The organism is Streptomyces sp. NBC_01463 (assembly GCA_036227345.1).
In the GTDB taxonomy this organism is placed as follows: Bacteria; Actinomycetota; Actinomycetes; order Streptomycetales; family Streptomycetaceae; genus Streptomyces.
Genome location: CP109468.1, coordinates 5,731,758 through 5,752,490 on the forward strand (window position 1 = coordinate 5,731,758; position 20,733 = coordinate 5,752,490).

Annotated in this window: 19 protein-coding genes and 1 tRNA gene; 5 read left to right on the forward strand and 15 right to left on the reverse strand. The window is 72.7% G+C overall.

From position 1 onward, the window contains the following. Positions 1 to 4: 4 nt before the first annotated feature. The 6 genes from OG521_25410 to OG521_25435 all read right to left on the reverse strand — a co-directional run bounded on the left by OG521_25410 (position 5) and on the right by OG521_25435 (position 5,284). Positions 5 to 763 carry a helix-turn-helix domain-containing protein gene (locus OG521_25410; GenBank protein WUW23924.1) on the reverse strand — a complete coding sequence of 253 codons (759 nt, stop codon included), beginning with the start codon at positions 761 to 763 and terminating at the stop codon, positions 5 to 7. Between the two features lie 166 nt (positions 764 to 929). Continuing rightward, on the reverse strand, positions 930 to 1,781 hold the full coding sequence (gene ehuA, locus OG521_25415) for an ectoine/hydroxyectoine ABC transporter ATP-binding protein EhuA (protein ID WUW23925.1): 852 nt from the start codon (positions 1,779 to 1,781) through the stop codon (positions 930 to 932). Next, a complete protein-coding gene (ehuD, locus tag OG521_25420; protein ID WUW23926.1) occupies positions 1,771 to 2,415 on the reverse strand; it encodes an ectoine/hydroxyectoine ABC transporter permease subunit EhuD in 645 nt (214 codons plus the stop codon). Before ehuD ends, ehuA begins: the two co-directional genes overlap by 11 nt. Continuing rightward, positions 2,412 to 3,146: an ectoine/hydroxyectoine ABC transporter permease subunit EhuC gene (ehuC, locus tag OG521_25425; GenBank protein ID WUW23927.1), complete on the reverse strand. Its 735-nt coding sequence runs from the start codon at positions 3,144 to 3,146 to the stop codon at positions 2,412 to 2,414. The genes ehuD and ehuC overlap by 4 nt, the downstream gene beginning before the upstream one ends. A gap of 19 nt (positions 3,147 to 3,165) precedes the next feature. Then, complete coding sequence (gene ehuB / locus OG521_25430; protein ID WUW23928.1) at positions 3,166 to 4,068, reverse strand: ectoine/hydroxyectoine ABC transporter substrate-binding protein EhuB; 903 nt, start codon at positions 4,066 to 4,068, stop codon at positions 3,166 to 3,168. A gap of 256 nt (positions 4,069 to 4,324) precedes the next feature. Continuing rightward, complete coding sequence (locus OG521_25435; protein WUW23929.1) at positions 4,325 to 5,284, reverse strand: D-2-hydroxyacid dehydrogenase; 960 nt, start codon at positions 5,282 to 5,284, stop codon at positions 4,325 to 4,327. Between the two features lie 210 nt (positions 5,285 to 5,494). On the opposite strand from OG521_25435, the gene OG521_25440 reads away from it, so the two are divergent. After that, positions 5,495 to 6,274, forward strand: coding sequence for a decarboxylase (locus tag OG521_25440; GenBank protein WUW23930.1), 780 nt, complete (start codon positions 5,495 to 5,497; stop codon positions 6,272 to 6,274). Between the two features lie 96 nt (positions 6,275 to 6,370). Further along, entirely contained in the window at positions 6,371 to 7,468 is a 1,098-nt protein-coding gene (locus tag OG521_25445; GenBank protein ID WUW23931.1) for an LLM class flavin-dependent oxidoreductase, read from the forward strand. A 14-nt stretch (positions 7,469 to 7,482) separates the two neighbouring features. Here OG521_25445 and OG521_25450 read toward each other — a convergent pair whose 3' ends face one another. Continuing rightward, positions 7,483 to 9,354, reverse strand: a complete 1,872-nt coding sequence (locus tag OG521_25450; protein WUW23932.1) for an EAL domain-containing protein — start codon at positions 9,352 to 9,354, stop codon at positions 7,483 to 7,485. Positions 9,355 to 9,810: 456 nt separating this feature from the next. Here OG521_25450 and OG521_25455 point away from each other — a divergent pair, with 456 nt between their 5' ends. Further along, positions 9,811 to 11,025: a M6 family metalloprotease domain-containing protein gene (locus OG521_25455; protein WUW23933.1), complete on the forward strand. Its 1,215-nt coding sequence runs from the start codon at positions 9,811 to 9,813 to the stop codon at positions 11,023 to 11,025. Positions 11,026 to 11,088: 63 nt separating this feature from the next. Here the strand turns inward: OG521_25455 and OG521_25460 are convergent. The 7 genes from OG521_25460 to OG521_25490 form a co-directional block, all read right to left on the reverse strand. After that, positions 11,089 to 11,162: transfer RNA gene (locus tag OG521_25460), tRNA-Lys, on the reverse strand. After that, entirely contained in the window at positions 11,153 to 11,875 is a 723-nt protein-coding gene (locus OG521_25465) for a hypothetical protein (protein ID WUW23934.1), read from the reverse strand. The genes OG521_25460 and OG521_25465 overlap by 10 nt, the downstream gene beginning before the upstream one ends. 215 nt (positions 11,876 to 12,090) lie before the next feature. Further along, the gene (locus OG521_25470; protein WUW23935.1) at positions 12,091 to 12,432 is read right to left on the reverse strand and encodes a hypothetical protein; all 342 of its coding nucleotides are present in this window, start codon (positions 12,430 to 12,432) and stop codon (positions 12,091 to 12,093) included. 123 nt (positions 12,433 to 12,555) lie between these two features. Further along, positions 12,556 to 13,890, reverse strand: a complete 1,335-nt coding sequence (locus tag OG521_25475; GenBank protein WUW23936.1) for an AAA family ATPase — start codon at positions 13,888 to 13,890, stop codon at positions 12,556 to 12,558. Continuing rightward, positions 13,887 to 15,494, reverse strand: coding sequence for a hypothetical protein (locus OG521_25480; GenBank protein WUW23937.1), 1,608 nt, complete (start codon positions 15,492 to 15,494; stop codon positions 13,887 to 13,889). Before OG521_25480 ends, OG521_25475 begins: the two co-directional genes overlap by 4 nt. Beyond that, complete coding sequence (locus OG521_25485) at positions 15,485 to 16,711, reverse strand: hypothetical protein (GenBank protein WUW23938.1); 1,227 nt, start codon at positions 16,709 to 16,711, stop codon at positions 15,485 to 15,487. Before OG521_25485 ends, OG521_25480 begins: the two co-directional genes overlap by 10 nt. Further along, on the reverse strand, positions 16,617 to 17,588 hold the full coding sequence (locus tag OG521_25490; GenBank protein WUW23939.1) for a phosphatase PAP2 family protein: 972 nt from the start codon (positions 17,586 to 17,588) through the stop codon (positions 16,617 to 16,619). The genes OG521_25485 and OG521_25490 overlap by 95 nt, the downstream gene beginning before the upstream one ends. A gap of 302 nt (positions 17,589 to 17,890) precedes the next feature. On the opposite strand from OG521_25490, the gene OG521_25495 reads away from it, so the two are divergent. Then, positions 17,891 to 18,487, forward strand: a complete 597-nt coding sequence (locus tag OG521_25495; protein ID WUW23940.1) for a histidine phosphatase family protein — start codon at positions 17,891 to 17,893, stop codon at positions 18,485 to 18,487. A gap of 122 nt (positions 18,488 to 18,609) precedes the next feature. On the opposite strand, the gene OG521_25500 is transcribed toward OG521_25495, so the two are convergent. Then, positions 18,610 to 20,013 (reverse strand): tetratricopeptide repeat protein, encoded by a 1,404-nt coding sequence (locus tag OG521_25500; protein ID WUW23941.1) that lies wholly within the window; start codon positions 20,011 to 20,013, stop codon positions 18,610 to 18,612. Between the two features lie 242 nt (positions 20,014 to 20,255). On the opposite strand from OG521_25500, the gene OG521_25505 reads away from it, so the two are divergent. Further along, the gene (locus OG521_25505) at positions 20,256 to 20,723 is read left to right on the forward strand and encodes a hypothetical protein (protein ID WUW23942.1); all 468 of its coding nucleotides are present in this window, start codon (positions 20,256 to 20,258) and stop codon (positions 20,721 to 20,723) included. The last annotated feature ends 10 nt before the right edge of the window (positions 20,724 to 20,733 follow it).

Genomic DNA, 20,733 nt, shown 5'->3' on the forward strand with positions numbered 1-20,733 from the left:
CCGGTTACAGGGCCAGTGACAGGAGTACCGGTGCCGCTCGGCGGTTCAGCGCGTCCGCTGCCGCGCGCAGGCGGTGGGCGTCCTCGACCGGGAGGGACAGCGCCAGGCAGCCCGCCGACGAACCCGCCGTCAGCGGCACCGCCGCGCACACCGTGCCGACGGCGTACTCCTGGAGGTCGAGCACCGGCACGGTCGCCGGCTGGCTGTCCAGCTTGGAGAAGAGGACCTTCTCGCTGGTGATGGTCCGCGACGTCAGCCGGGCGATCTTGTGCCGCGAGAGATGGTCGCGCCGCCCGTTCTGGTCGAGCTGGGTCAGCAGGCACTTGCCGATCGCCGAGGCGTGCGCCGTCGAGCGGAAGTCCACCCACTCGTTGACCGCGGGCGTCAGCGGGCCGTCGGCGTACTGGGTGACCCGGATCTCGCCGTCCACGTACCGGCTGATGTAGACCGCGGCGCCCACCGAGTCCCGCAGCTGCACCAGCGTCTCCTGGAGCTTGGCCTCCAGAGCCTGTCTGCGGGCCGCACCGGAGCCCAGGAGCAGCAGCGAGGCGCCGATGACATAGGCGCCGTCGGCGATCTGCTCGACGTACCCCTCGCGGCGCAGTGTCAGCAGCAGAGAGGTCAGATGCCCGACGGGCAGGCCCGTCTCCCGGGCGATCTGGGTGTCCGTCACACCGTTGCCGTGCTTGGAGACCGTTTCGAGAACGCGAAGGGCGTACTGCACCGAATGGAACGGTGCGGTCGGTTCGGGCTTCAACGCCACGGTTTCCCCCTACCAGGTTGTGACCGCAAGCTCTGCCACCACGATAGCCGCCAAGAGCCGGTTGAGGGGCGGGTGTTGGTGACTCTTCGGGGCGCCCCGGCCCCGTCAGCTGGGGCGCACCCGTCCGGCATATGCCGGAGTCAATGGCGAGCGACGGATGCCGAGGTCACAGCACCGCGTTGAGGAATTCGCGAGTACGTTCGTGCGCGGGATCGGAGAAGATTTTTTCCGGCGAACCCGACTCCACGACCCGCCCGGCGTCGAACATCAGTACCTTCTCCGACACGTCCCGGGCGAAGTTCATCTCGTGGGTCACGCAGAGCATGGTGATGTCGGTGTTGCGGGCGATATCGCTCAGCAGCTCCAGAACACCCGCCACCAGCTCGGGGTCGAGCGCCGACGTCACCTCGTCCAGGAGCAGGATCTCCGGCTCCATCGCCAGCGCCCGCGCGATCGCCACCCGCTGCTGCTGGCCGCCGGAGAGCTGGGAGGGGTGGGCGTCGACCTTCGCGGAGAGCCCGACCAGGTCGAGCAGCTCCCGGGCCCGGGTCTCCGCCTTGTCGCGGTCCATTCCCAGGACGTTGACGGGGGCCTCGATGATGTTCTGGAGCACCTTCATGTTCGGGAACAGGTTGAACTGCTGGAAGACCATCCCGATCTTCTTCCGCGCCTCGCGCAGATGCTTCTCGGAGGCCGGCTTCAGCGAGCCGTCCGGCGCCTGCATGTGCGTCAGCGGGTCGCCGTTGATCCGGATCACGCCGTCGCTGACCTTCTCCAGCGTCATCAGCAGCCGCAGGATCGTGGTCTTGCCCGAGCCGCTGGGCCCGATCAGGGTGACGTGCTCGCCGCGGTCGACCGTGAAGTCCAGCTGGTCGAGGACCACGTGGTCGCCGTACCGCTTGACGACCTTGTCGAAGCGGACGAGCGGCTGTCCGGAGTCCCGGGGCGCGGGAACCGTGACGACGTCCTCGGGGGCCGTGGCCGCGGTCTTCTGCAGGGGGGAGGGTTCAGTGGCCAAGGCGCTTCTCCAGCTTTCGCATCAGGAGTGACGTGGGGTAGCTCGCGACCAGGAAGATCAGTCCGGCGAGTGTGAACACCTCGGTGTACGCGAAGTGGTCACCCCCGTACTTACGGGCTTCGAAGACCATCTCCTGCACCGTGATCACGGCGAGGAACGGGGTCTCCTTGAACATCGAGATCGCGTAGTTCCCGAGCGCGGGCAGCACGTTGCGCACCGCCTGCGGCAGGATCACGGCCTGCCAGGTCCGCCGGGACGACATGGACAGCGCCCGGCAGGCCTCCCACTGGCCCTTCGGCACCCCGTCGATCCCGGCGCGGTACACCTCGGAGGTGTACGTGGCGTAGTGGATGCCCAGCACCACGATGCCGACGGTCAGCGGCTCCACCGAGGTGAACAGCGCGGCCGCGCCCACCAGCTGGACCAGCAGCGGTGTGGAGCGGATGAACTCCATCACCACCTTCACCGGCACGGTCACGAACCGGGTGGGCGCCCGGCCGGCGACCGCGATGGCCAGCCCGAGCACCGCGGCGACGAGCGTCCCGAGCACCGTGGCCAGCAGGGTGACCTTGAAACCCTGGAGGAGGAGGGGGAGCGCGTCCCCCGCGGCGTTCCAGTCGAATCCTTCGTTCACCGGGCACCTCCGGCAGCCGGGGCGGTCACGGCGCTGCGGGACTTCAGCAGACTGCCCCCGCCGCTCGCCAGGCCGAGCCGCCGCTTGGCGGACCGCTCCAGCAGGTTCATCAGCAGGGTCAGCGCGTAGGCCAGTACGAAGTAGCAGGCCAGCAGGGTCACATACGCGGTGAGGGTCTCACCCGTACGGGTGCGCAGCTTCTCGATCGCGGTCATCAGGTCGGCCGCCGAGATCAGCCACAGCAGCGGTGTGCACTTCAGCAGCTGGATCAGGAGGTTGGTGAGGGACGGGATCATCTGCACCCAGGCCTGCGGAAGGATCACCTTCCGCATCCGGTGCAGGGGCGTCATGTTCAGCGCGACCGCCGCCTCGTACTGGGCCCGCGGCACGGAGTTGATCGCCCCGCGCACCACCTCGGCGCCGTACGCGCCGTAGTTGAGACCGAAGGCGATGACCCCGCAGAGCAGCGGCGTCAGTTCGTAGCCCGTCAGCGGCGGCATCGCGTAGTAGAGCCAGAACAGCTGGACGTACAGCGAGGTGCCGCGGAAGAACTCCACGACCACGCGCGAGACGCCGCGCGACAGCAGCAGCCGGCTGATCGACATCAGGCCGAGGACGAAGGACAGGAACAGCGCCAGCAGGGCGCCCAGTACGGTGGCTTCCAGGGTCACCCACAGGCCTGAGCGCAGCTGTGGGAGATCGTCGGCGAAGGCCGAGAAGAAATCATTCATGCGGCGGGCCCCGTCCCTGTCAGCCCTTGCACAGATCGGCCGTCTTCAGGGTGGCCGGCGGGAGCTCGGTGGCACCGAAGCCGTAGTCCCGGAGCAGCTCGACATAGCGGGACTTGTCGGAGATGATCTTCTTCAGCTCGCGGTTGAAGGCGTCCCGCAGCTCCTCGTTGCCCTTGCGGAAGACGGCGCCGCCGGGGCTGTACTGCTTCACGCCGTCGAGCTCCGGCAGGAAGGCTTCGGTGACCTCGGTCTCCGGGTTGGTCTTCGCCAGCCAGCGCAGCGAGATGCCGGTGAGCAGGAACGCGTCGACCCGGCCGCCCTTGACCGCGTCCGCGCCGTCCTGCGGCTTCTGCAGCGACTTGATCTTGTCCTTGGCTATCCCCGCGCCCTCGGCGTACGAGCCCTCGACCGCGCCCGCCATCACGCCGACGGTGATCCCGGCGGCCTTCGCGGAGGCCAGGTCGGTGACCTTCTTCGGGTTGCCCTTCTTCACCATCAGCGCGGTCGGCGAGATGAACTCCGGCTCCGAGAAGAGGGCGTTGGAGCAGCGCTCCGGAGTGATGGCCATACCGGCGCTCACCACGTCGTACTTGCTGGCCTGCAGACCGGGGATCAGCCCGTCCCACTCGGAGAGGGTCGGGCGCAGTTCGTCCACGCCCAGCGCCTTGAAGATCTCCCGGTGCAGGGCGGGCGCCTCGCCCTTCAGCTCCTTGCCCTCCATGTAGCCGTACGGGGCCTCGTCCGCGTACGCGACCCGGACGAACCCCTGCTTGCGGAGCTTGTCGAGGGCCCCCTCACCGTCCGCGGAGTCGGCGCCGGTCTTGCTGCACGCGGTGAGCAGGCCGGGGACGACGAGCAGACCGCCCACGGCTGCCGATCGGTTGAGAAAGCCCCGGCGGGACAGGTTCGGGAAGTCAGCCATGGTTCGCAATCTCCTGAAGGGGTCGAACAGTCCGGACAGGGTTAGCGCCTGCCCGATCCCGTACGTCTATGCAGGAAGAGTTCGCATGTAACCGAACGGTGGCCGGAGGGTGACCTTCCCGTGTCCGATTGCGGGCAGAGTGCGACGGCTCGTGCGCAGCGCGTATTTCGTTGGCGGGTGCGGTGAATGACGGGGCGTTATGCCCAGATGTCCGTCATGCGAGGGCGAAGTGGGGCGTGGGTGGCCCGGGTTGGGGTCAGGCCTCGTGGTCGGTGCCGGGGATGTAACCGAGCCGCTTGTCCACGACGTTGGGCAACGGCTCGCCGGACGCCCACCGTTCGTACATCGCGACGAACTGCTCGCCCAGCCGGTCCCGCCAGCCCACCGCGTCCCCGCTCATGTGCGGCGACACGATGAGACCGGGCGCGTCCCACAGGGGACTGTCCTCGCCGAGCGGCTCCCGCTCGAAGACGTCGAGCGCCGCACCCGCGATCCACCGCTTGCGCAGCGCGTCCAGGAGGTCGTCCTCGACCACCATGGGGCCGCGTCCCACGTTGACGAACCGGGCCGACGGCTGCATCAGCCCGAAGAACCGGCTGTCGAACATCCCGTGCGTCTGCGGGGTCAGCGGCGCCGCGCAGATCACCCAGTCGGCGCGGGCGGCCAGCCGGTCCAGATCCCCGGCGCCGTGGATCGTGCGCCGGGCCGTGCGGCCCACCAGCGCCACCTCGACCCCGAGCGCCATCAGCAGTCGGGTGATCTCGCGCCCGACCGGACCGGCGCCGAGGACCACCGCGCGGGAGCCCGCGACCCGGGCGGTCTCGCGGTGGCTCCACCGCCGGCGCCGCTGGAGCTCCAGGGTGCCGGGGAGGTCCTTGGCGAAGGCCAGCACCAGCCCCGCCACGTACTCGGCGATCGGCTGCTCGAAGATGCCCCGCGCATTGGTCACCACGGTGTCGCCGGCCACCAGCTCCGGGCAGAGCAGCCGGTCCACGCCCGCGCTCGCCGTGTGCACCCAGGCCGGCCGCGGCCCGTCACCCGGCCAGGCGGCCCGTACCGCGTCCGATGCGAAGTCCCAGACGAGCAGCGCGTCCGCCTCGGGCAGCGCCCGGGCAAGACCCGGGCCGTCCGTGTGCCGCAGGCGCACCCGCCCGGTCAGCGCGCCGAGGCGGGGTGGCGGATCGGCGTCCAGGACGAGCAGGACGGGCTCCGGCATGGGGGCGGTTCCTCCGCGTCGGCCGAGGTGGGCGGGGGCCCCACGCTCGCAGCCGCACCCCACCCCGTCAACAGGCCGAAGCGGTGACCGGGGCGGATGGGGGAATACTGGACAGTGAGCGGGGAAGCCGGTCAGTGCCGTCCGCCCCGCCGCGGCCGGTGCACCGCACACACGACAGGCGTTACCGCACGCAGCACAGGAAGGGTGGACATGACGACCGTCGGATTCCTCTACCCGGGCCACTTCGCGGAGGACGACTTCCCGCGGATGGAGATCCTGCTCGACAGCACCATCAGACTCGTCGTCCACCACACCGAGAGCCCCGACGACGCCTACCGGGAGGACGCCCTGCGCGAGCTGGGCGCCCCGGACCGGCTCGCCGCCGGTGTCGAGGAGCTCCAGCGCTCCGGCGCCCAGTGCGTCGTCTGGGCCTGCGACGCCGGCAGCTTCCTCTACGGGCCGCAGGGCGCCCACGACCAGGCGATGGCGCTGGCCCGGGAGACGGGCGTGCCCGCCTCCAGCACCTCCGTCGGCTTCGTCCACGCCGTACGGAGACTGGGTGCCAACCGGGTCGCGGTCGCCGCGACCTACCCCGAGGACATCGCCGCGCACTTCACCGCGTTCCTGCGGGCCACGGGCATGGAGGTGGTCGCCACCCACGCGGCGGGCGCGGCAGGCGCCGCCGAGGTCGCGGAATGGGGGCCGGACCGGGTGAAGGAGCTGGCCGTCGCCGCGGACCGCCCCGAGGCGGAGGCCGTCCTGCTGCCGGACACGGCCCTGCACACGGTCGGCCATATCGCCGAACTGGAGGAGTTCCTCGGCAAACCCGTCCTCACCGCGAACCAGGTGGCCGTCCGGGAGGCCCTGCGGCTGGCCGACCGCCCCGCCTGGGCGCCCCGGCTTGGTGCGCTCTTCGCGGCCCGCGAACAGCCCCCGGCCCCGGTGGAGTGGGGGAGCGGACGGTCGTACGCGCACGGGCAGCGGCCCTGAGCGGGGCCAGGCCCGCGGAGTTCCGCCAGGAATAAACGGAGTCGACCTCCTGTTGTGCTGCTCCGACCAGACGAGCATCACCGGAGAGGCCAGGACGTGGACGAGATTCGAGGCGACGAGATCCGTGGCAAGGCGGAGGGAACGGCACCCGTGCCCCTCTCGGTCCTTGATCTCGTGACCGTGGGCCAGGGCCGCACCGCGACCCAGGCCCTGCGTACGGGCGTCGAGATCGCCCAGCTCGCCGAACGCCGCGGCTTCCACCGCTACTGGGTCGCCGAGCACCACTCCATGCCCGGCGTCGCCTCCTCCTCGCCGGCCGTGATCCTGGCCCACACCGCCGCCAGCACCGAGCGCATCCGGCTCGGTTCCGGCGGCGTCATGCTGCCCAACCACGCCCCGCTCGTCATCGCCGAACAGTTCGGCACCCTGGAGGCCATGGCCCCCGGCCGCATCGACCTCGGCCTCGGCCGCGCGCCCGGCACCGACGGTGCCACCGCCGCCGCCCTGCGCCGCACCGAGCGGCTGAACGAGGGCGCGGACGACTTCCCGCAGCAGCTCATGGAGCTGACGCGCTTCCTGGACGACGACTTCCCCGACGGCCACCCCTACGCCCGCATCCACGCGGTCCCCGGACCCGTCCAGGCCACCTCCGAGGGCGGTGTCCAGTCCCCGGCCCGGCCGCCCCTGTGGCTGCTCGGCTCCTCGGGCTTCAGCGCCCGGCTGGCCGGCATGCTCGGCCTGCCCTTCGCCTTCGCCCACCACTTCTCGGCCCAGAACACCATCCCGGCCTTGGAGCTGTACCGGGAGTCCTTCAAGCCGTCCGCGGTGCTGGACGCGCCGTACGCCCTGATCGGCGTCGCCGCCCTGGCCGCCGACGACGAGCGCGAGGCCCGCCGCCAGGTGCTGACCGGCGCCCTGTCGATGCTCCGCCTGCGCTCGGGCCGCCCCGGCCTGGTCCCGACGCCCGAGGAGGCGGAGGCGTACGCCTTCAGCCCCATGGAGCGGGAGTTCGTCGACAGCTGGCTCGTCAACATCGTCCACGGCACCGCGGACGAGGTCCGCACCGGCCTGGACGACCTGGCCAAGCGCACCGGCGCCGACGAGCTGATGATCACCGCCAACGCGCACGGCGGCGAGGCCCGGCTGCGCAGCTACGGCCTCATCGCGGACGCGTACGGCCTGCCGGGGGCCTGAGCCGCCGCGGGCGTTCAGGCCTTCAGGGCCCGGGCGCCCAGCAGTTCGCCGATGCGTTCCGGGGCGACGGCGCGGGAGTAGAGCCAGCCCTGTCCGGTGTCGCAGCCGATCCGGCGCAGCCGTTCCGCCTGGCCCGCCGTCTCCACGCACTCCGCGGTGACGGTCAGGCCCAGGCGGTGGGCCAGCTGGACCATCGCCTCGACGATCGTCTCGTCGGCGGGGCTGGGATGCGTGCCGTCCTCGTAGCGGAAACCCCGCACGAAGGCGCCGTCCAGCTTCAGCACGGAGACCGGCAGCCGGCTCAGATAGGCGAGGTTGGAGTAGCCGGTGCCGAAGTCGTCGATGGCGATCCGGACGCCCATGTCGCTGAGGGACTGCAGGGCCTGCAGCGGCCGGCCCGCCGACCCCATCACCGCGGACTCGGTCAGTTCCAGTTGCAGCAGGGCCGGGTCCAGGCCGGTCTCCGCGAGGATCTCCGCGACATCGGTGACCAGATCGGAGTCCCAGACCTGGCGGACCGCGACGTTGACGCTGATGAACAGCGGCGGCTCGGCCGGGTGGTCGAGCTGCCAGCGCCGGGCCTGCCGGCAGGCCGCCCGCAGCACCCACCGGCCGAGCTGCACGATCGAGCCGTCCTCCTCGGCGATCGCGACGAACCGATTCGGCGAGAGCATGCCGAACTGCGGGTGGTTCCAGCGCACCAGCGCCTCGACACCCCGCACGACACCGTCGGCCATGCCGACCAGCGGCTGGTACTCGATGGTGAACTCGCCGCGCTCGACCGCGGGGCGGAGATTGGACGAGAGCGCCTGGCGGGTCATCCGGTGGGCGTTGCGCTCGGGGTCGAAGAGGGTCCAGCGGGCCTTGCCGTCGGCCTTCGCCCAGTACAGCGTCGTATCGGCGGCCTGCATCAGACCGGTGGCCGAGGTACCCGCGACGGGCCGCTCCACCACCCCGATCGACGCCGAGACCGAGAGCCGCTGACCGGCCAGGTCGAAGGGCTGCTGGAGCGCGGTGAGCACGGTGCGGGCGAGATCGGTCAGCTGCTGCGTACCGGTGGACTCCTCGACCAGGATCGCGAACTCGTCGCCGCCCAGGCGCGCCACCAGATGCGCGCCGGTGGGCCGGGGCTCGCCGTCCTGCTCGGCGCAGTCGGTCAGCCGCGCGGCGACGGCGGCCAGCAGCCGGTCGCCGATCCGGTGGCCCAGGGTGTCGTTGACCGCCTTGAAACCGTCGAGGTCGAGGTAGACGAGCCCGATCCGGCCTCGCCCGGGGATGCTGTCGTCCTGGTACGGCGAGGTCTCCAGGACCGCCGAGAGCCGCTCGAAGAACAGCGTCCGGTTGGGCAGCCGGGTCACCGGGTCGTGCATCTGGAGATGGCGCAGCCGCTTCTGGAGCTCGCGCCGGTCACTGACGTCCGCGACGGAGAGCAGCACCTGACCGGGCGCCGCCCCGGCGGTCTGCTCCTGGGCCGACGACATCGGCACGACGGTGATCTCCGCCCACAGCGAGCGGCCGTCGGGGTGCTTGAGCCGGCGGGTGCAGCGGAAGCGGGAGCGCCGACCGTGCAGCACCTCGCGGTACGCGTGCCAGGTGCGGCCGTCCGCCGCGAGGTCGACCAGATCGGACGCGGACTGCGCGGTCAGCGTCGCCGCGCCGACCCCGGCCAGGGCGGCCAGCGCGTCGTTGGCGGTGACGATCAGGCCCTCGTGGTCGACGACGGCCATCGGGAGCGTGGCGGCGCGGAAGGCGGCCCGGTAGTCGTACAGGTCGGAGGCGCCGGGACCGGCGGACGGCCACGAACCGTCACGTTCCGTGATCGCCGGGGGTGGGGAAGAGGGCGCTGTGCCTGCCGCGGGCCTGGGCCCTTCGGAGGTTCCGCTCACCGTTCGCTCCCGCCGTGCAGTTCTGTCCCGGACACCTCTGGTCGGACTGGCCCGCCGCGTGGAGCGCCCGTTGTCAGGGACGGAAACCGCGCAGGAAAGCGAGGTGAAGCATAGAGGCTGGCACCTCGGCCGTTCCAGCGCCCCGACCGTTACGGGTCCCGCGTCCGCCGCCCATGGGCCATTCGCGCGGCGATCCGGTTTGCCCACGACTGATCGTTTCTGCGCGGCTCTGTTCCGTCCCGTTGTATTGGTGATCGATTGTGACTGTCCGTGAGAGCGGAGTGGGGTGCGGCGGCTGACCCGAGTGGGGCAGCTCAACAGGACGTACCTCCCGAAGCGTCACAAGGTGGTCAGGAGGTGCTGAGGATCCGGGGCCGGCCGGGATCTTCGACACCCTCCTGGAGTCCGCACCCCGCACCGGAGGTAGAAGTGCCGCGTCAGCACGGGCCCGGAGGGGTGGAGAGACCGAGTCCGCGCGCGGTGACCGCCGGGCTGATCTCCCTTCTCGCCCTCGCCGCCACCTCCCTGGTCGCGGGCCCCGCCGTGGCCGCCACCGGCGAGGCGGCCCCCTGTGCGCTGCCCCGCACCGAGGCCCATCACTCGCTGGGCCTGGACCAGTGGAACGGCGCCTATCCGCGCCCCGACCACGCCCTCGACGCGGTCATGGTCTTCCTCTCGTTCCCCGACGCCCGCCCCGTCACCACCCCCGCCGACCTCACCGCCGACTACTTCCCCGCCACCACGCAGTTCTTCCAGCGCGCCTCCTACGGAAAGTTCACCCTGCGCCCGCACCCCCAGCGGCAGTGGATCCGGATGCCCAAGCCGTCGGTCTGGTACGGCATACAGCGCGACTGGGACGACGACCGGCGCAGCGCCTACCTGCGCGACGCGATCGACGCGGCCGACCCCGAGGTCGACTTCTCGAAGTACGACATCGTCTACCTCGTCGCCGACCCGGACGCGCCCGGCGTCGACTCCGACGCCACCAAGGTCGTCAACTTCGACCGGCCCCTGCACGCCGACGGCACGGACATCAGGCGCGTGGTCACCGTCTTCGAACAGCACCCCCCGGACCACAACGTCCTGGCCCACGAGACCGGACACGTCTTCGACCTGCCCGACCTCTACCACCGGCCGTCGGACGGCAAGGGGGACTGGGACACCTACGTCGGCGACTGGGACGTCATGGGCAGCCAGTTCGGCCTCGCCCCCGACCTCTTCGGCTGGCACAAGTGGAAGCTCGGCTGGCTGGACGACCGGCAGGTCACCTGCATCCAGAGCAGCCGGGTCGTCACCCTGGAGCCGATGGCGGCCGTACCCGTGCCCGGTGAGTCCCTCGGGACCCGGCTCGCCGTGATCAGGACCGGCGAGGGCAGCGCCGTGGCCATCGAGGCCCGCAGCGCCACCGGCAACGACGACGGGACCTGCACCGAAGGCGTGCTGCTCTACCGGATCCGCAACGAGACGCCGTCGGGCGGCGGACCGGTCGACGTCCTCGACACCCACCCCGGCACCGACGCCTGCTGGGACCGGTCGGTCTACCCGCCGCTCGCGGACGCGCCGCTGCGGGTCGGTGAGACGTACTCCGTACCGGGCGGACACACCACGATCGAGGTCGCCGACCGGACGCCCTCGGGTGCCTGGACGGTCCGCATCACCACGGGGACGTAGCACCGGAACCGGCCGCCGACAACGAAGAAGCCCCTCGCTCTCGCGAGGGGCTTCTTCCGTCTGTGCGCCGCCAGGGACTCGAACCCCGGACCCGCTGATTAAGAGTCAGCTGCTCTAACCAACTGAGCTAGCGGCGCCTGCTGACGTCGTAGACCTTAGCACCCTGATCGGCGGGAGGAAAAATCGAAATCCGGGGCGCCGAAGCGGGCACCGAGCGGGCCACCCGGACACAGGCCCAGAGCAGGACGTCGGGCCCCGGCAGCCAGGGGTTGCGGGTGTCGGGCGCGACCAGCCAGCGCGGCCCGGAGGACGAGGGGTCGCAGGTCAGCGGCGGGACCGTCACCGCGTCCCCGGCGCCGTGACAGAGCAGCGGAGGCACCTTCGGGCCGCCGCCCTCCGCCCCCAGCGGGGCCCGCCCGGACCCGTCCCGCGGGCTGCCGCCCCACTCCTCCCAGTCGAGCAGCGAGGGCAGCCGCTGGGCGGTGCCGGGGGAGGCGAACAGCAGCATCCGGCCGCGGTGCGCGGCGACCGGGCCGGAGCCCGGACCGTCGGACCACAGGTGCTCCAGCATCCGGCGCCCGAACAGCGTCGGCACGTTCACCACGTCGAAGGCGGAACCGCACGGCAGTACCCCGGGCGCGGAGGGACGCGACTCCCACTGGGCCAGGGTGCTGCGCGGATACGCCGCGGCCCCGGCCAGCCAGGCGGCGCCGGACGCCGTCACCTGAGCCGTCTGGTTCCCGGCCTGCTCACGCAGGAGGGCGAAGACGTCGCCGCCGCCGTCGCCGGCGTGGTGGCGGGGCCCGTCGCCGTGGTGCAGGGTCGTTTCGTCTGGCAGCCATGCGGTCATACGCACAGGTCTACCCGGAGTGATCAACCGGATTCCGAGAGTTGCCGGAAATCGGGACAGGGTGGGGTGCAGGGGAGTATCTTGCGCGCCTGGCATATGCCAACGGTTGTACCCGGAGTCATCGCCGGAGCCCGTCCGTACGGCGGGCAGCGGGCGCCGGACGGCCGGCGGCCGGGCAGCTCGTACCGGAGGGCGCCCAGGCCGCCGCCCCGGTGTCAGGGCCTGGGCTCGTCCAGCAGGCTGCGGCCGAACTCGACCATCTTCACCGCGTAGTCCTCGGTCCACTCCGCCCGCCGCGCGATGTCCGCGGTCGTCAGCCGGTCGAACCGGCGCGGATCCGCCAGCTGTGCCGCCGCGATCGCCTGGAACTCGACCGCCCGGTCCGTCGCGGCGCGGAAGGCCAGCGTCAGCTCGGTGGCCCGGCTCAGCAGCTCCTTCGGATCGTCCATCGACTCCAGGTCGAAGAAGTGCTCAGGATCGGCGACCGCCGCCGACGGCTCGAAGAGCAGGGGTGCGGGGCGCAGCCGCTGCTGCTCGTTCCGCTCGGGTTGTGCCATGTGGTTCTTCCTCCTCCGGTGGGCCCGACGGCCACCCTCCATTGTCCAGCCCTCCGCAAGGGCGCTTCCGGGAGCGTGCACCGGGCCTTCGGCCATCCGCCGTGCCCCCGTGCGCCCCCGACCTCAACGCCCCCAGCGCACCCGGTGTTCCGCCAGATGCGCCAGCACCGCGTGGTTCGCCTCCCAGCCGTCCGGGAACTTCACCGTCACGCCCAGCTGGACCGGCTCCGTCGAAGGGTGTTCGTCCAGCAGGTCGGCGACCCCCTCGCGGCACACCACGATGCAGGCGTGCCGGTGGCGGGATGCCAGCACGCACAGCCGGCCCGTCTCCAGGTGGAACGCGGTGGCGTCCGGACGGCCGGACAGCGGGTGCAGGACCACCGTCACGTCGAACTCGCGGCCCTGGAGCCGGTTCGCGGTGTCGACGGCGACCCCCGTCACCCCCAGCTCGGCGAGTGCCGCCCGCACCGCGGCCGCCTGGTCGCGGTGGGCGGTGCCGACCGCGACCCGCTCCGCCGTCACCGGCGCCGGGTCGGGGGAGCGCTCGCTGGTCGCCGCGCCGCCCCGGTCGAGCAGCCGGCGCACCACCAGGGCCACGGCCCGGACCGCCTCGGGGTCGGTGCGCGGGGTGTGCCGGGCCGGAAGCTCCAGGAGGCCCCAGCCGGACTCCGCGGCCTCGTCCAGCACCCGGTCCGCCGCCGAGCCGTCGGACGCCACCCCGAAGGACAGCAGCCGGTCGCCGTGGTCCGTACCGCTGCGGAACGGGGTGTACGGGTAGAACGCGTCCGACACCAGCGGCGCGGCCGAGGCCGGCAGCCGCCAGGAGACCGGCAGCCGGTGCTGCGGCAGCTCCGGATTGTGCGCGAGCAGCGTGGAGACCGCACTGGCCGACGGGTCGTAGCTCAGCCCCGCCCACTGGTCCGCGCCGACGATCGAGAACGGGTCCAGCTGGCCCGGATCGCCGACGAACAACGCCCGCTCGAAGAGCCCCGCCACGGCCAGCAGCGCGTCCGAACGCATCTGGTACGCCTCGTCGACGATCGCGTGGCCCCACGGCTCGACGTTCTTCACATGGGCCCACTTCGCCGCCGTCGAGATGACGACGTCGAGCCCGGCCAGATCCGCCGCCTTCGCCGACTTCCGTACGTTGGCCAGGCCGTCCAGCACCTTGTCGTACGGGTCGGAGTCGTTGCTGTGCAGCCGGCCGACCGGCAGCCCCGGATCCTTCTCGGCGAGGCGGACCACCAGGTCGTCGACCTGGGCGTTCGTCTGCGCGACCACCATCAGCGGGCGTCCGGCCGCGGCGAGTTCGAGCGCGGCGCGCACCACCAGCGTCGACTTGCCCGCGCCGGGCGGCGAGTCCACCACGATGCCGCGCGCCGAGCCGTTCAGCGTGTCGTCCAGGATCCGGGCGGTGGCCAGGCCCGCCGCCGCGCCCGGGTCGAATACGGCCGTCACAGCAGGTCCTCCGTGGTCACGGGGTCGGGGCGCTCGGCAGCCGCCGCGCCGCCCGGCGGGCCGCCGTGGGTCCACGGGGTCTCCTCCGCGTCCGGCAGCTGCGGGCCACCGCGCTGGTCGTGCTCGAAGAGCGTCCAGGCGATGACGTCACCGGGCTCCGGCACCGAGCCCGGCGCGGGCTCCTTGCCCCGGCCCATCCGGTCGGTGATCCGCAGCACCAGCGCGGGCGCCGGACCGTCCTCCGGCGGCCCGTACCCCGCGAACTCGGCGGTCTGCGGCTTGCCGTCCAGTGAGCGGTAGACCTTCACCCGCTCACCCAGGTGCGGCTGCTCCGCCGTGCGGACCGTGACCAGCGGGCGCGGCGAGGGCCGCTTGGACTCGCTGTACGCCATCTCCACCGCGGTCACCTCCGCGAGGAACGCCTCGCCCGCCAGGCGGCGCCCGGCCAGCACCAGCGGGTCGTCCAGCGCCTCCTGGGCCTCCAGCTGGGCCTGCGCCGTCTCCCGCGCGGCCAGCTTGCGGGCCGCCGTCACCGCGTCGTCCCGGCGCGGCTGCGGCGGTTCACCCGCCGCCACCCGGTCGCGGTGGCCGGTGAACGACCAGCGGTCGCGGGTCCAGCGGTCCTCGGCCCTGGACCCCTCCGGCAGCTCCCGCATCAGGTCGAGGCCGTGCCACACCGCGTCCCAGGTCGGCCGCAGCACACCGGCCAGCAGGCGTCTGATGTCCCGCTCGGCCGCGGTCAGCTCGGCGAGCCGGGCATCGGCCGCCATGCCGTCCTCTGCGGCGGCCAGCGAGGTGCGCGCCCGGTCGTACTTCTCGATCGCGGGGGCCAGCAGCCGGTTGTCGAAGTCGGGGTCGGTGGCCGGTCCGGCGGGCGGGCACAGCAACTGCCCCTCCCGGTCCCTGGCCAGCTCGGCGCGGAGCGCGGCCTCGGCCCCGGACTCACCGGCCGGCGGGTCGATCCAGGCCAGCAGGGCACCCAGGTGCTGGTCCTCCAGGGAGGACTGGCCGCTCGCCCAGTGCCGGTTGAGGAGATCGGTGCCGGCCAGCAGCAGCGAGGAGCCCGGCACCCGGGCCCGCTCGCCGTAGTGCGTCAGCCAGCGGCCCAGCAGCGGGACCCGGGCGGGCGCCGGATACGGGGTGTCCGGGTCGTCCTCCGCGGTGCGCCGGAACCGCATGGAGCGGCCGAGCAGCCGGATGAACTCGATGCCCGCCCGGCTCGGCACGATCAGCTGCGCCGCGTCCGTGCACAGCTCCGTCTCGACCTTGACCTTCTTGCCGGTCGACGGGTCGGTCTCGTTCCGTTCGGCCGGCTCGATCACCTCGGTGAACGACTCGATGTACGGCAGGACCGACTCGGCCAGCTCCGCCAGGAACGCGAACCGCAGATCCCGGTCGCGCGGCTGGGCCACGACCAGCAGCCGGGGCGCGTCCCGGTCGGTGCCCACGAGCGCGCCGAGCGGGGCACCGGCCTCACCCGCGGTGGTCAGCGGTACGAGCACGAGGGGCCGGTCGGTGAGGTGGCGGTGGCGGACGGTGGCCATCGGACGGGCGCGGCCGCTCTCCACGGCCTCCAGCCGGGCCAGGGTGCCGATCAGCGACATGCGGTGCCCCCCAGGTCCGGTACGGGGTTCCCCCGCGACGTCACGGCGTCCGCGCTGGAACTCCGTACCGGACCCAGCGCCTCGGCGCGCAGCGCGGCCGCCCGGAGCAGGGCGGCGACCGTCGGATCCGCCGGATCGCCCTCCTTGCCCGCGGCCGCGGCCAGCACGTCGGCGACCGTGGTCAGTCCGCCGAGCTCTCCCCGCACGCTGCGCCCGAGCGCCTCGACCGCACCGGCGGCCCGGGCCCTGGACCGGCAGTGGAAGGCGAGCTCGCAGGCGGCCAGGCACTCCGGCGCGTACGCCGCCGCGACGGACTCCACGGCCGTGTCCAGCGTCTCGGGGGAGCTGTCCGGGTCGAACGTGGTGCCCTCGGGCAGCGCGGCCGCGAGGTCCTCGATCCGGGTGAGGCGGGTCAGCTGCCGGCGGGTGACCGCCCGCTGCTTGCGCACGTCCACGGCGGACGCCGTCGGCAGGTTGGAGAAGTCCTTGGGGCAGACCAGCAGCACCCGGTGGCCGACCGACGCGCCCTCGGTCGCCGCGGCGACCCGCTCCAGCGCCAGGACGTACACGGCGGACTGACGGGCGGCCGCACCCACCTTCGCCGCGTCGGCCGAGCCGTCGATCATGGGGAAGGACTTGATCTCGACGACGGTCCAGGTCCCGTCGGGATGGACCACCACCGCGTCCGGCTCCAGATAGGCGGGGGAGCCCGCCACCTCCAGGGCCAGCATCGGGTGGTCGAGCAGTGCCCAGCCGCCCGACCCGGTGGCCTCGCGCAGGGCGAGCGCGGTGCGGGCGGCGCGGCCCTCGGGACCGGCCGCGGTGAGATCCGGCACGGCGACGTCCACGGGCGGTTCGCCGGGCTCGCCGAACCGCTCGTGCAGCAGGCGCATCAGCTCCGTACCGCCGTCGGCCTTGACCTTGGCCTCGAAGGCGTTGCCCCGCATGAAGGCGAACTGGGACTGGCCGAAGGGGGCCGGTGCGCCGAGCGCGGTGGCGAGCGCGGCCTTGTCGACCCCGGCCCCGTCGAGCAGGGCGCGCCGCTTGCAGCCGGGGTTCGCGGCCAGGGCGGCCAGCGCACGGGCGTCCAGCGGACGCGGTGGGACGGCCGGGCCCCTCAGCTCAGCGAGCCGCTGCCGCAGTGTCACCGCCCGCCGCTCTTCCCGCGGAGGCGGGGACGTCGGCCGGGGCAGGTGGACCGGCCGGTCCTGCGGCATCGGTGGGATCTGCGGAGGTGGTCCGCTGGCCGGGGATTCGCTCACCCGCGGAAGTCTTGCATCCGGCACTGACATCCGGGGACTGCGTGACCGGGGACACCGGTGCGAAACGGGCCAGGAGCGCGTTCTTGCCCCGCTCGGCGAACCGCGAGACAGGCCTGGCCACCAGCGCCCCGACGCCCATGACGGCGGCGCCGGCGACGGCGTCGAGGAAGTAGTGGTTGGCGGTGCCCATCACCACGAAGACCGTGATCAGCGGATAGGCGACGCCGGCGACCCGCAGCAGCGGGTGCCTGCCGTGGCGCCACAGGAGGATGCCGCACCACAGGGCCCAGCCCACGTGCAGGCTCGGCATCGCCGCGTACTGATTGGTCATGCCGCCCATGCCGCGCGGGGCGCTCGCCTCGGCGCCCCACCAGCCGTACGAGCTGTACTGGGCCATCGTGTCGACGAAACCGTGCCCCGCGGCCAGCAGCCGCGGCGGGCAGGTCGGCATCAGCGTGAAGCCGATGAGACCGAGCATGGTGGACGTCATCAGCCAGGTCCGGGCCCGGCGGTAGGCGGCCGAGTGGCGCCGGAACATCCAGATCAGGACGGCCGGGGTGACCAGGTAGTGCAGGGAGGCGTACGCGAAGTCGGCGGGTATGCCTATGGAGGGGTGCGCGGTGAACAGCCGGTTGAGCGGGTGCTCGGCGTTGAGGAAGAGGGCCTTCTCCAGATCCAGGATGCGCAGCCCGTGGTCGACGGCGGTGGACACGTCACCGCGGACCAGGAGCCTGCCGCCCGAGTACGCCCCGTAGACCAGGGCCAGGAGCGGGAGCTCGGTCCACCAGCGGGGCCGGGTGCGCGGCACGGGCGCGGTGGTGGCATGCGGCATCCGGAAGTTCTCCATCATGTGTTCATGCGGCCGACTGCGGGCGTTCAACCGTACGGTGCGCGTCGGCCGCGATTCCCCCGGGGGTGCCCTGGGCACCCCTCAGCTGCTCGGATGTGTCTGTGGTCAGAGGGACGCTGCCGCGGCCCCGCAGGTTGCCTCGCGCATCGGTGCGCGATGATGGAAATCCGGACGATCCGTTTCTGTCGCTCCGCCCGTTCCATCCCGGACGGAATCGTCCCCGTCGATGTCCAAGATCTCAGATCCCGCATCCGAGGTCTCAGTTTTTCAGGGAGAGCCGTCACATGGCACCGCGCATCCTGCTGGCCCGGCACGGTCGGACGGAATGGTCCGTCAAGGGGAATCACACCGGCAGGACGGACATTCCGCTGCTCGACTCCGGGCGCGAGGGGGCCAAACTCCTCGGCGAGCGGCTGCACCGCGGGCCGTGGGCGGACCTGCCGGGCCTCGAGGTCCGCACCAGTCCGCTGGTGCGGGCGTCCGAGACCTGCGAGATCGCGGGCTTCGGCGGCCGGGCCGAGCGGTGGGACGCGCTGATGGAGTGGGACTACGGGGCGTACGAGGGCATGACACCCGCCGAGATCAAGGCGGTCCGCCCGGACTGGTTCATCTGGCGTGACGGGGTGCCGGAGGGCGAGACCCTGGCGGAGGTGTCGGCCCGGGCCGACGAGGTCGTCGCGTGGGCACGCTCGGCCGACCGCGACGTGCTGGTCTTCGGCCACGGCCACATTCTGCGGGTGCTGGGGGCGCGGTGGCTGGGCGAGGACGCGTCGTTCGCGGCGCGCATCCGGCTGGACCCGACGTCCCTGTCGGTACTGGGCTGGGCGTACGGGGCGCCGGCGGTGGAACGCTGGAACGACACGGGGCACCTGGAGCGGTGACTTTCAGCCCGTCCGGCGTTTGAGGACGGAACCGTTGCTCCGGTCCCGGGTCCGGGCCCTTGCCCTCAAGCGCCGGCCGGGCTGAGTGGTGCGCACCGGCTCCCGAAGCGGGGCTTCAGGCCTCAGACGCCGGACGGGCTGGAGGTGCCGGACGGGCTCGGGTGTGCGCCCGGCATCGCATGGCGGTCCAGGAAGTCCCGTACGTCCACCGACCCCCGCCCCCGCGGCCGCAGGACCGCCACCGCGCTCGCCAGCATCGCGCGGATCCGGGAGGACTGGACCTGGTCGAGCAGGTCCATCACCCGGTGACCCGTGGCCGCCGCCTCCTCCGCGAGGCCCGCGCGGGCCAGGTCCGTGGTCAGTTCCGCCCGGTACAGCGCCAGGTTCCGGGTGAAGTGCGGGTCCTGGAGCCGGGTGGCCCGCCGGGCATGCCGCGCGGCCCGCGACCAGTCGCCCAGCGCCGACCAGCACTGCGCCTCCAGCATCTCCAGCTCCGCCTCGCGGAAGAACGTCATCCACTCCGGGTCCGCCGCCGACGGCCCCTTCCCGAACGCGGTGTGCGCCCGCCCCAGCGCCCGTTCGCAGCCGGTGCGGTCCCCGAGCCCGGCCCGCCCGCCCGCCTCCCGCAGGGCCAGCAGCGCCAGCAGCCGCGGTGAGCCCAGCGGCCGGGCCGCCCGCTGCCCGGCCTCCGCGGCCCGTACGGACTCGCGAGGCCGTCCCGTGTCGCGGGCCAGGAACGACGCGTTGCAGAACGCGTGCGCCTCCAGCGCCGGATCCCCCGCCACCCGCGCGGTGGCCAGCGCCTCCGCGTAGTGCGAGCGGGCGTCGTCGAAGCGGCCCGAGTCATGGGCCAGCCAGCCCACCGAGATGGCCAGCTCACCGGCGCCCGCGTGCAGCCGGTCCGCGGTGGAGCGGCGGGCCGTGGTGCCGGAGTCGAGCAGCGCGTACGCCGCCCGCAGGGGCTGCGAGGCCCGCCGGTAGAGACCGTCGCCGCCGTGCCGGTCGTCGAGCAGCCGGATCTGCCGCACCGCCTTCTCGACGGCGCTCACCTCCGCGTCACCGACCCGGCGCTGCACGGGCAGGGAGACGGCGGCCGGGCCGTGGAGGCCCAGGCCCAGGGTGGCGGCCGCCACCGCGGTGGTGCCGCTCGTCATGAATGCGCGACGCAGCACGTCGCTCTCCTCGTCGATGTCGCTGCCGCATACGAGCAGTGGGGAAGGGGAAGCCGGGGGGCGCGAGGCGGCCGCCGTGGACCGGGCCGCCCGGCCGCGTACCGATTCGCGCGGTGAGAAGCCCAGGTCCGCCAGGGTCGCCCCGGGGAACATGTGCAGGAAGACCCGCTCGTACGCGTAGTTGGGACAGCGGATCTCGCCGGACTCCACGCGTCCGATGTACCGGGCGTCGCACGCGACCTGCTCGCCGATCTCACGAGCGGACCTGCGTACCGCGGCAGCGAACTCCCCGGCGGAGCGCTGTCCGCGCAGCCGCCGGAAGGCGAGGTTGGGAACTGCCCGTGTCGACACCATGGCGGAGCCCTCTCTGGTGCGAGCCGGGCGCCTGTTTCCGGTGTCCCGGCGGAGCAAGAACGTACCTGCTGTGACAAGTCGCACACGCTGCGTTTGCCAACAAATCGGATATCTCGCCCACGATCCGCCATGAACTGCCACCCTTTGCGGCGGTGCTGCACCGTAGCCCTTGACGCGGTCGGCGCGTTGGTCCATGTGGAGACGGAGTCCGGCTCCGTCCCGGCGATGAGAGGAGAGGTCCCTTGTTGCACCTCGGCACGGCGACCGGCGCGCGGACGACCGCGACGACGGCGGCCACGACGGCCACGAGCGGCACCACGGCATCCGCCGATGAGCCGCGGGCCGGTGCGCCCGCCGCCCCCGAACCCTGCGACCTGGTGACCGTCCCCGCCCGTCAGGGCCTGGAGGCCGTCGACATCCTGCGCCGCGGTGCCGACCAGGAGGCCGTCGGCCCGGTCATCCACGACGGGGCCTGCGCCACCCTCGGCTTCCTGGTGCCGCCCGGCACCGCACAGGCCTGGGACGTACCGGGCAGCGCCTGTACGCAGACCGACGGCCGCGGGCTGCGCATCCCCGCCGAGCCGCCGGTCTCCGGCAGCGGCTGGCTGCTGCCGCCCGCCGACGACACCCCGGTCACCGACCCGGCCGTGCTCCGGGCCGCCCTCGACCAGGCCGCCCGGCTGATCGAAGCGGCCGACAACTGCCGCTGAGCCCATAATG

Excerpts from the sequence above, each read along its gene's own strand:
- OG521_25440 (WUW23930.1), top strand. The coding sequence starts at position 5,495 with ATGACGACCGTCGGATTCCTCTACCCGGGCCACTTCGCGGAGGACGAC.
- OG521_25465 (WUW23934.1), bottom strand. The coding sequence starts at position 11,875 with ATGACCGCATGGCTGCCAGACGAAACGACCCTGCACCACGGCGACGGG.
- OG521_25480 (WUW23937.1), bottom strand. The coding sequence starts at position 15,494 with ATGTCGCTGATCGGCACCCTGGCCCGGCTGGAGGCCGTGGAGAGCGGC.
- OG521_25470 (WUW23935.1), bottom strand. The coding sequence starts at position 12,432 with ATGGCACAACCCGAGCGGAACGAGCAGCAGCGGCTGCGCCCCGCACCC.
- OG521_25490 (WUW23939.1), bottom strand. The coding sequence starts at position 17,588 with ATGCCGCATGCCACCACCGCGCCCGTGCCGCGCACCCGGCCCCGCTGG.
- OG521_25495 (WUW23940.1), top strand. The coding sequence starts at position 17,891 with ATGGCACCGCGCATCCTGCTGGCCCGGCACGGTCGGACGGAATGGTCC.
- OG521_25435 (WUW23929.1), bottom strand. The coding sequence starts at position 5,284 with ATGCCGGAGCCCGTCCTGCTCGTCCTGGACGCCGATCCGCCACCCCGC.
- OG521_25500 (WUW23941.1), bottom strand. The coding sequence starts at position 20,013 with ATGGTGTCGACACGGGCAGTTCCCAACCTCGCCTTCCGGCGGCTGCGC.
- ehuC (WUW23927.1), bottom strand. The coding sequence starts at position 3,146 with ATGAATGATTTCTTCTCGGCCTTCGCCGACGATCTCCCACAGCTGCGC.
- ehuB (WUW23928.1), bottom strand. The coding sequence starts at position 4,068 with ATGGCTGACTTCCCGAACCTGTCCCGCCGGGGCTTTCTCAACCGATCG.
- OG521_25485 (WUW23938.1), bottom strand. The coding sequence starts at position 16,711 with ATGCCGCAGGACCGGCCGGTCCACCTGCCCCGGCCGACGTCCCCGCCT.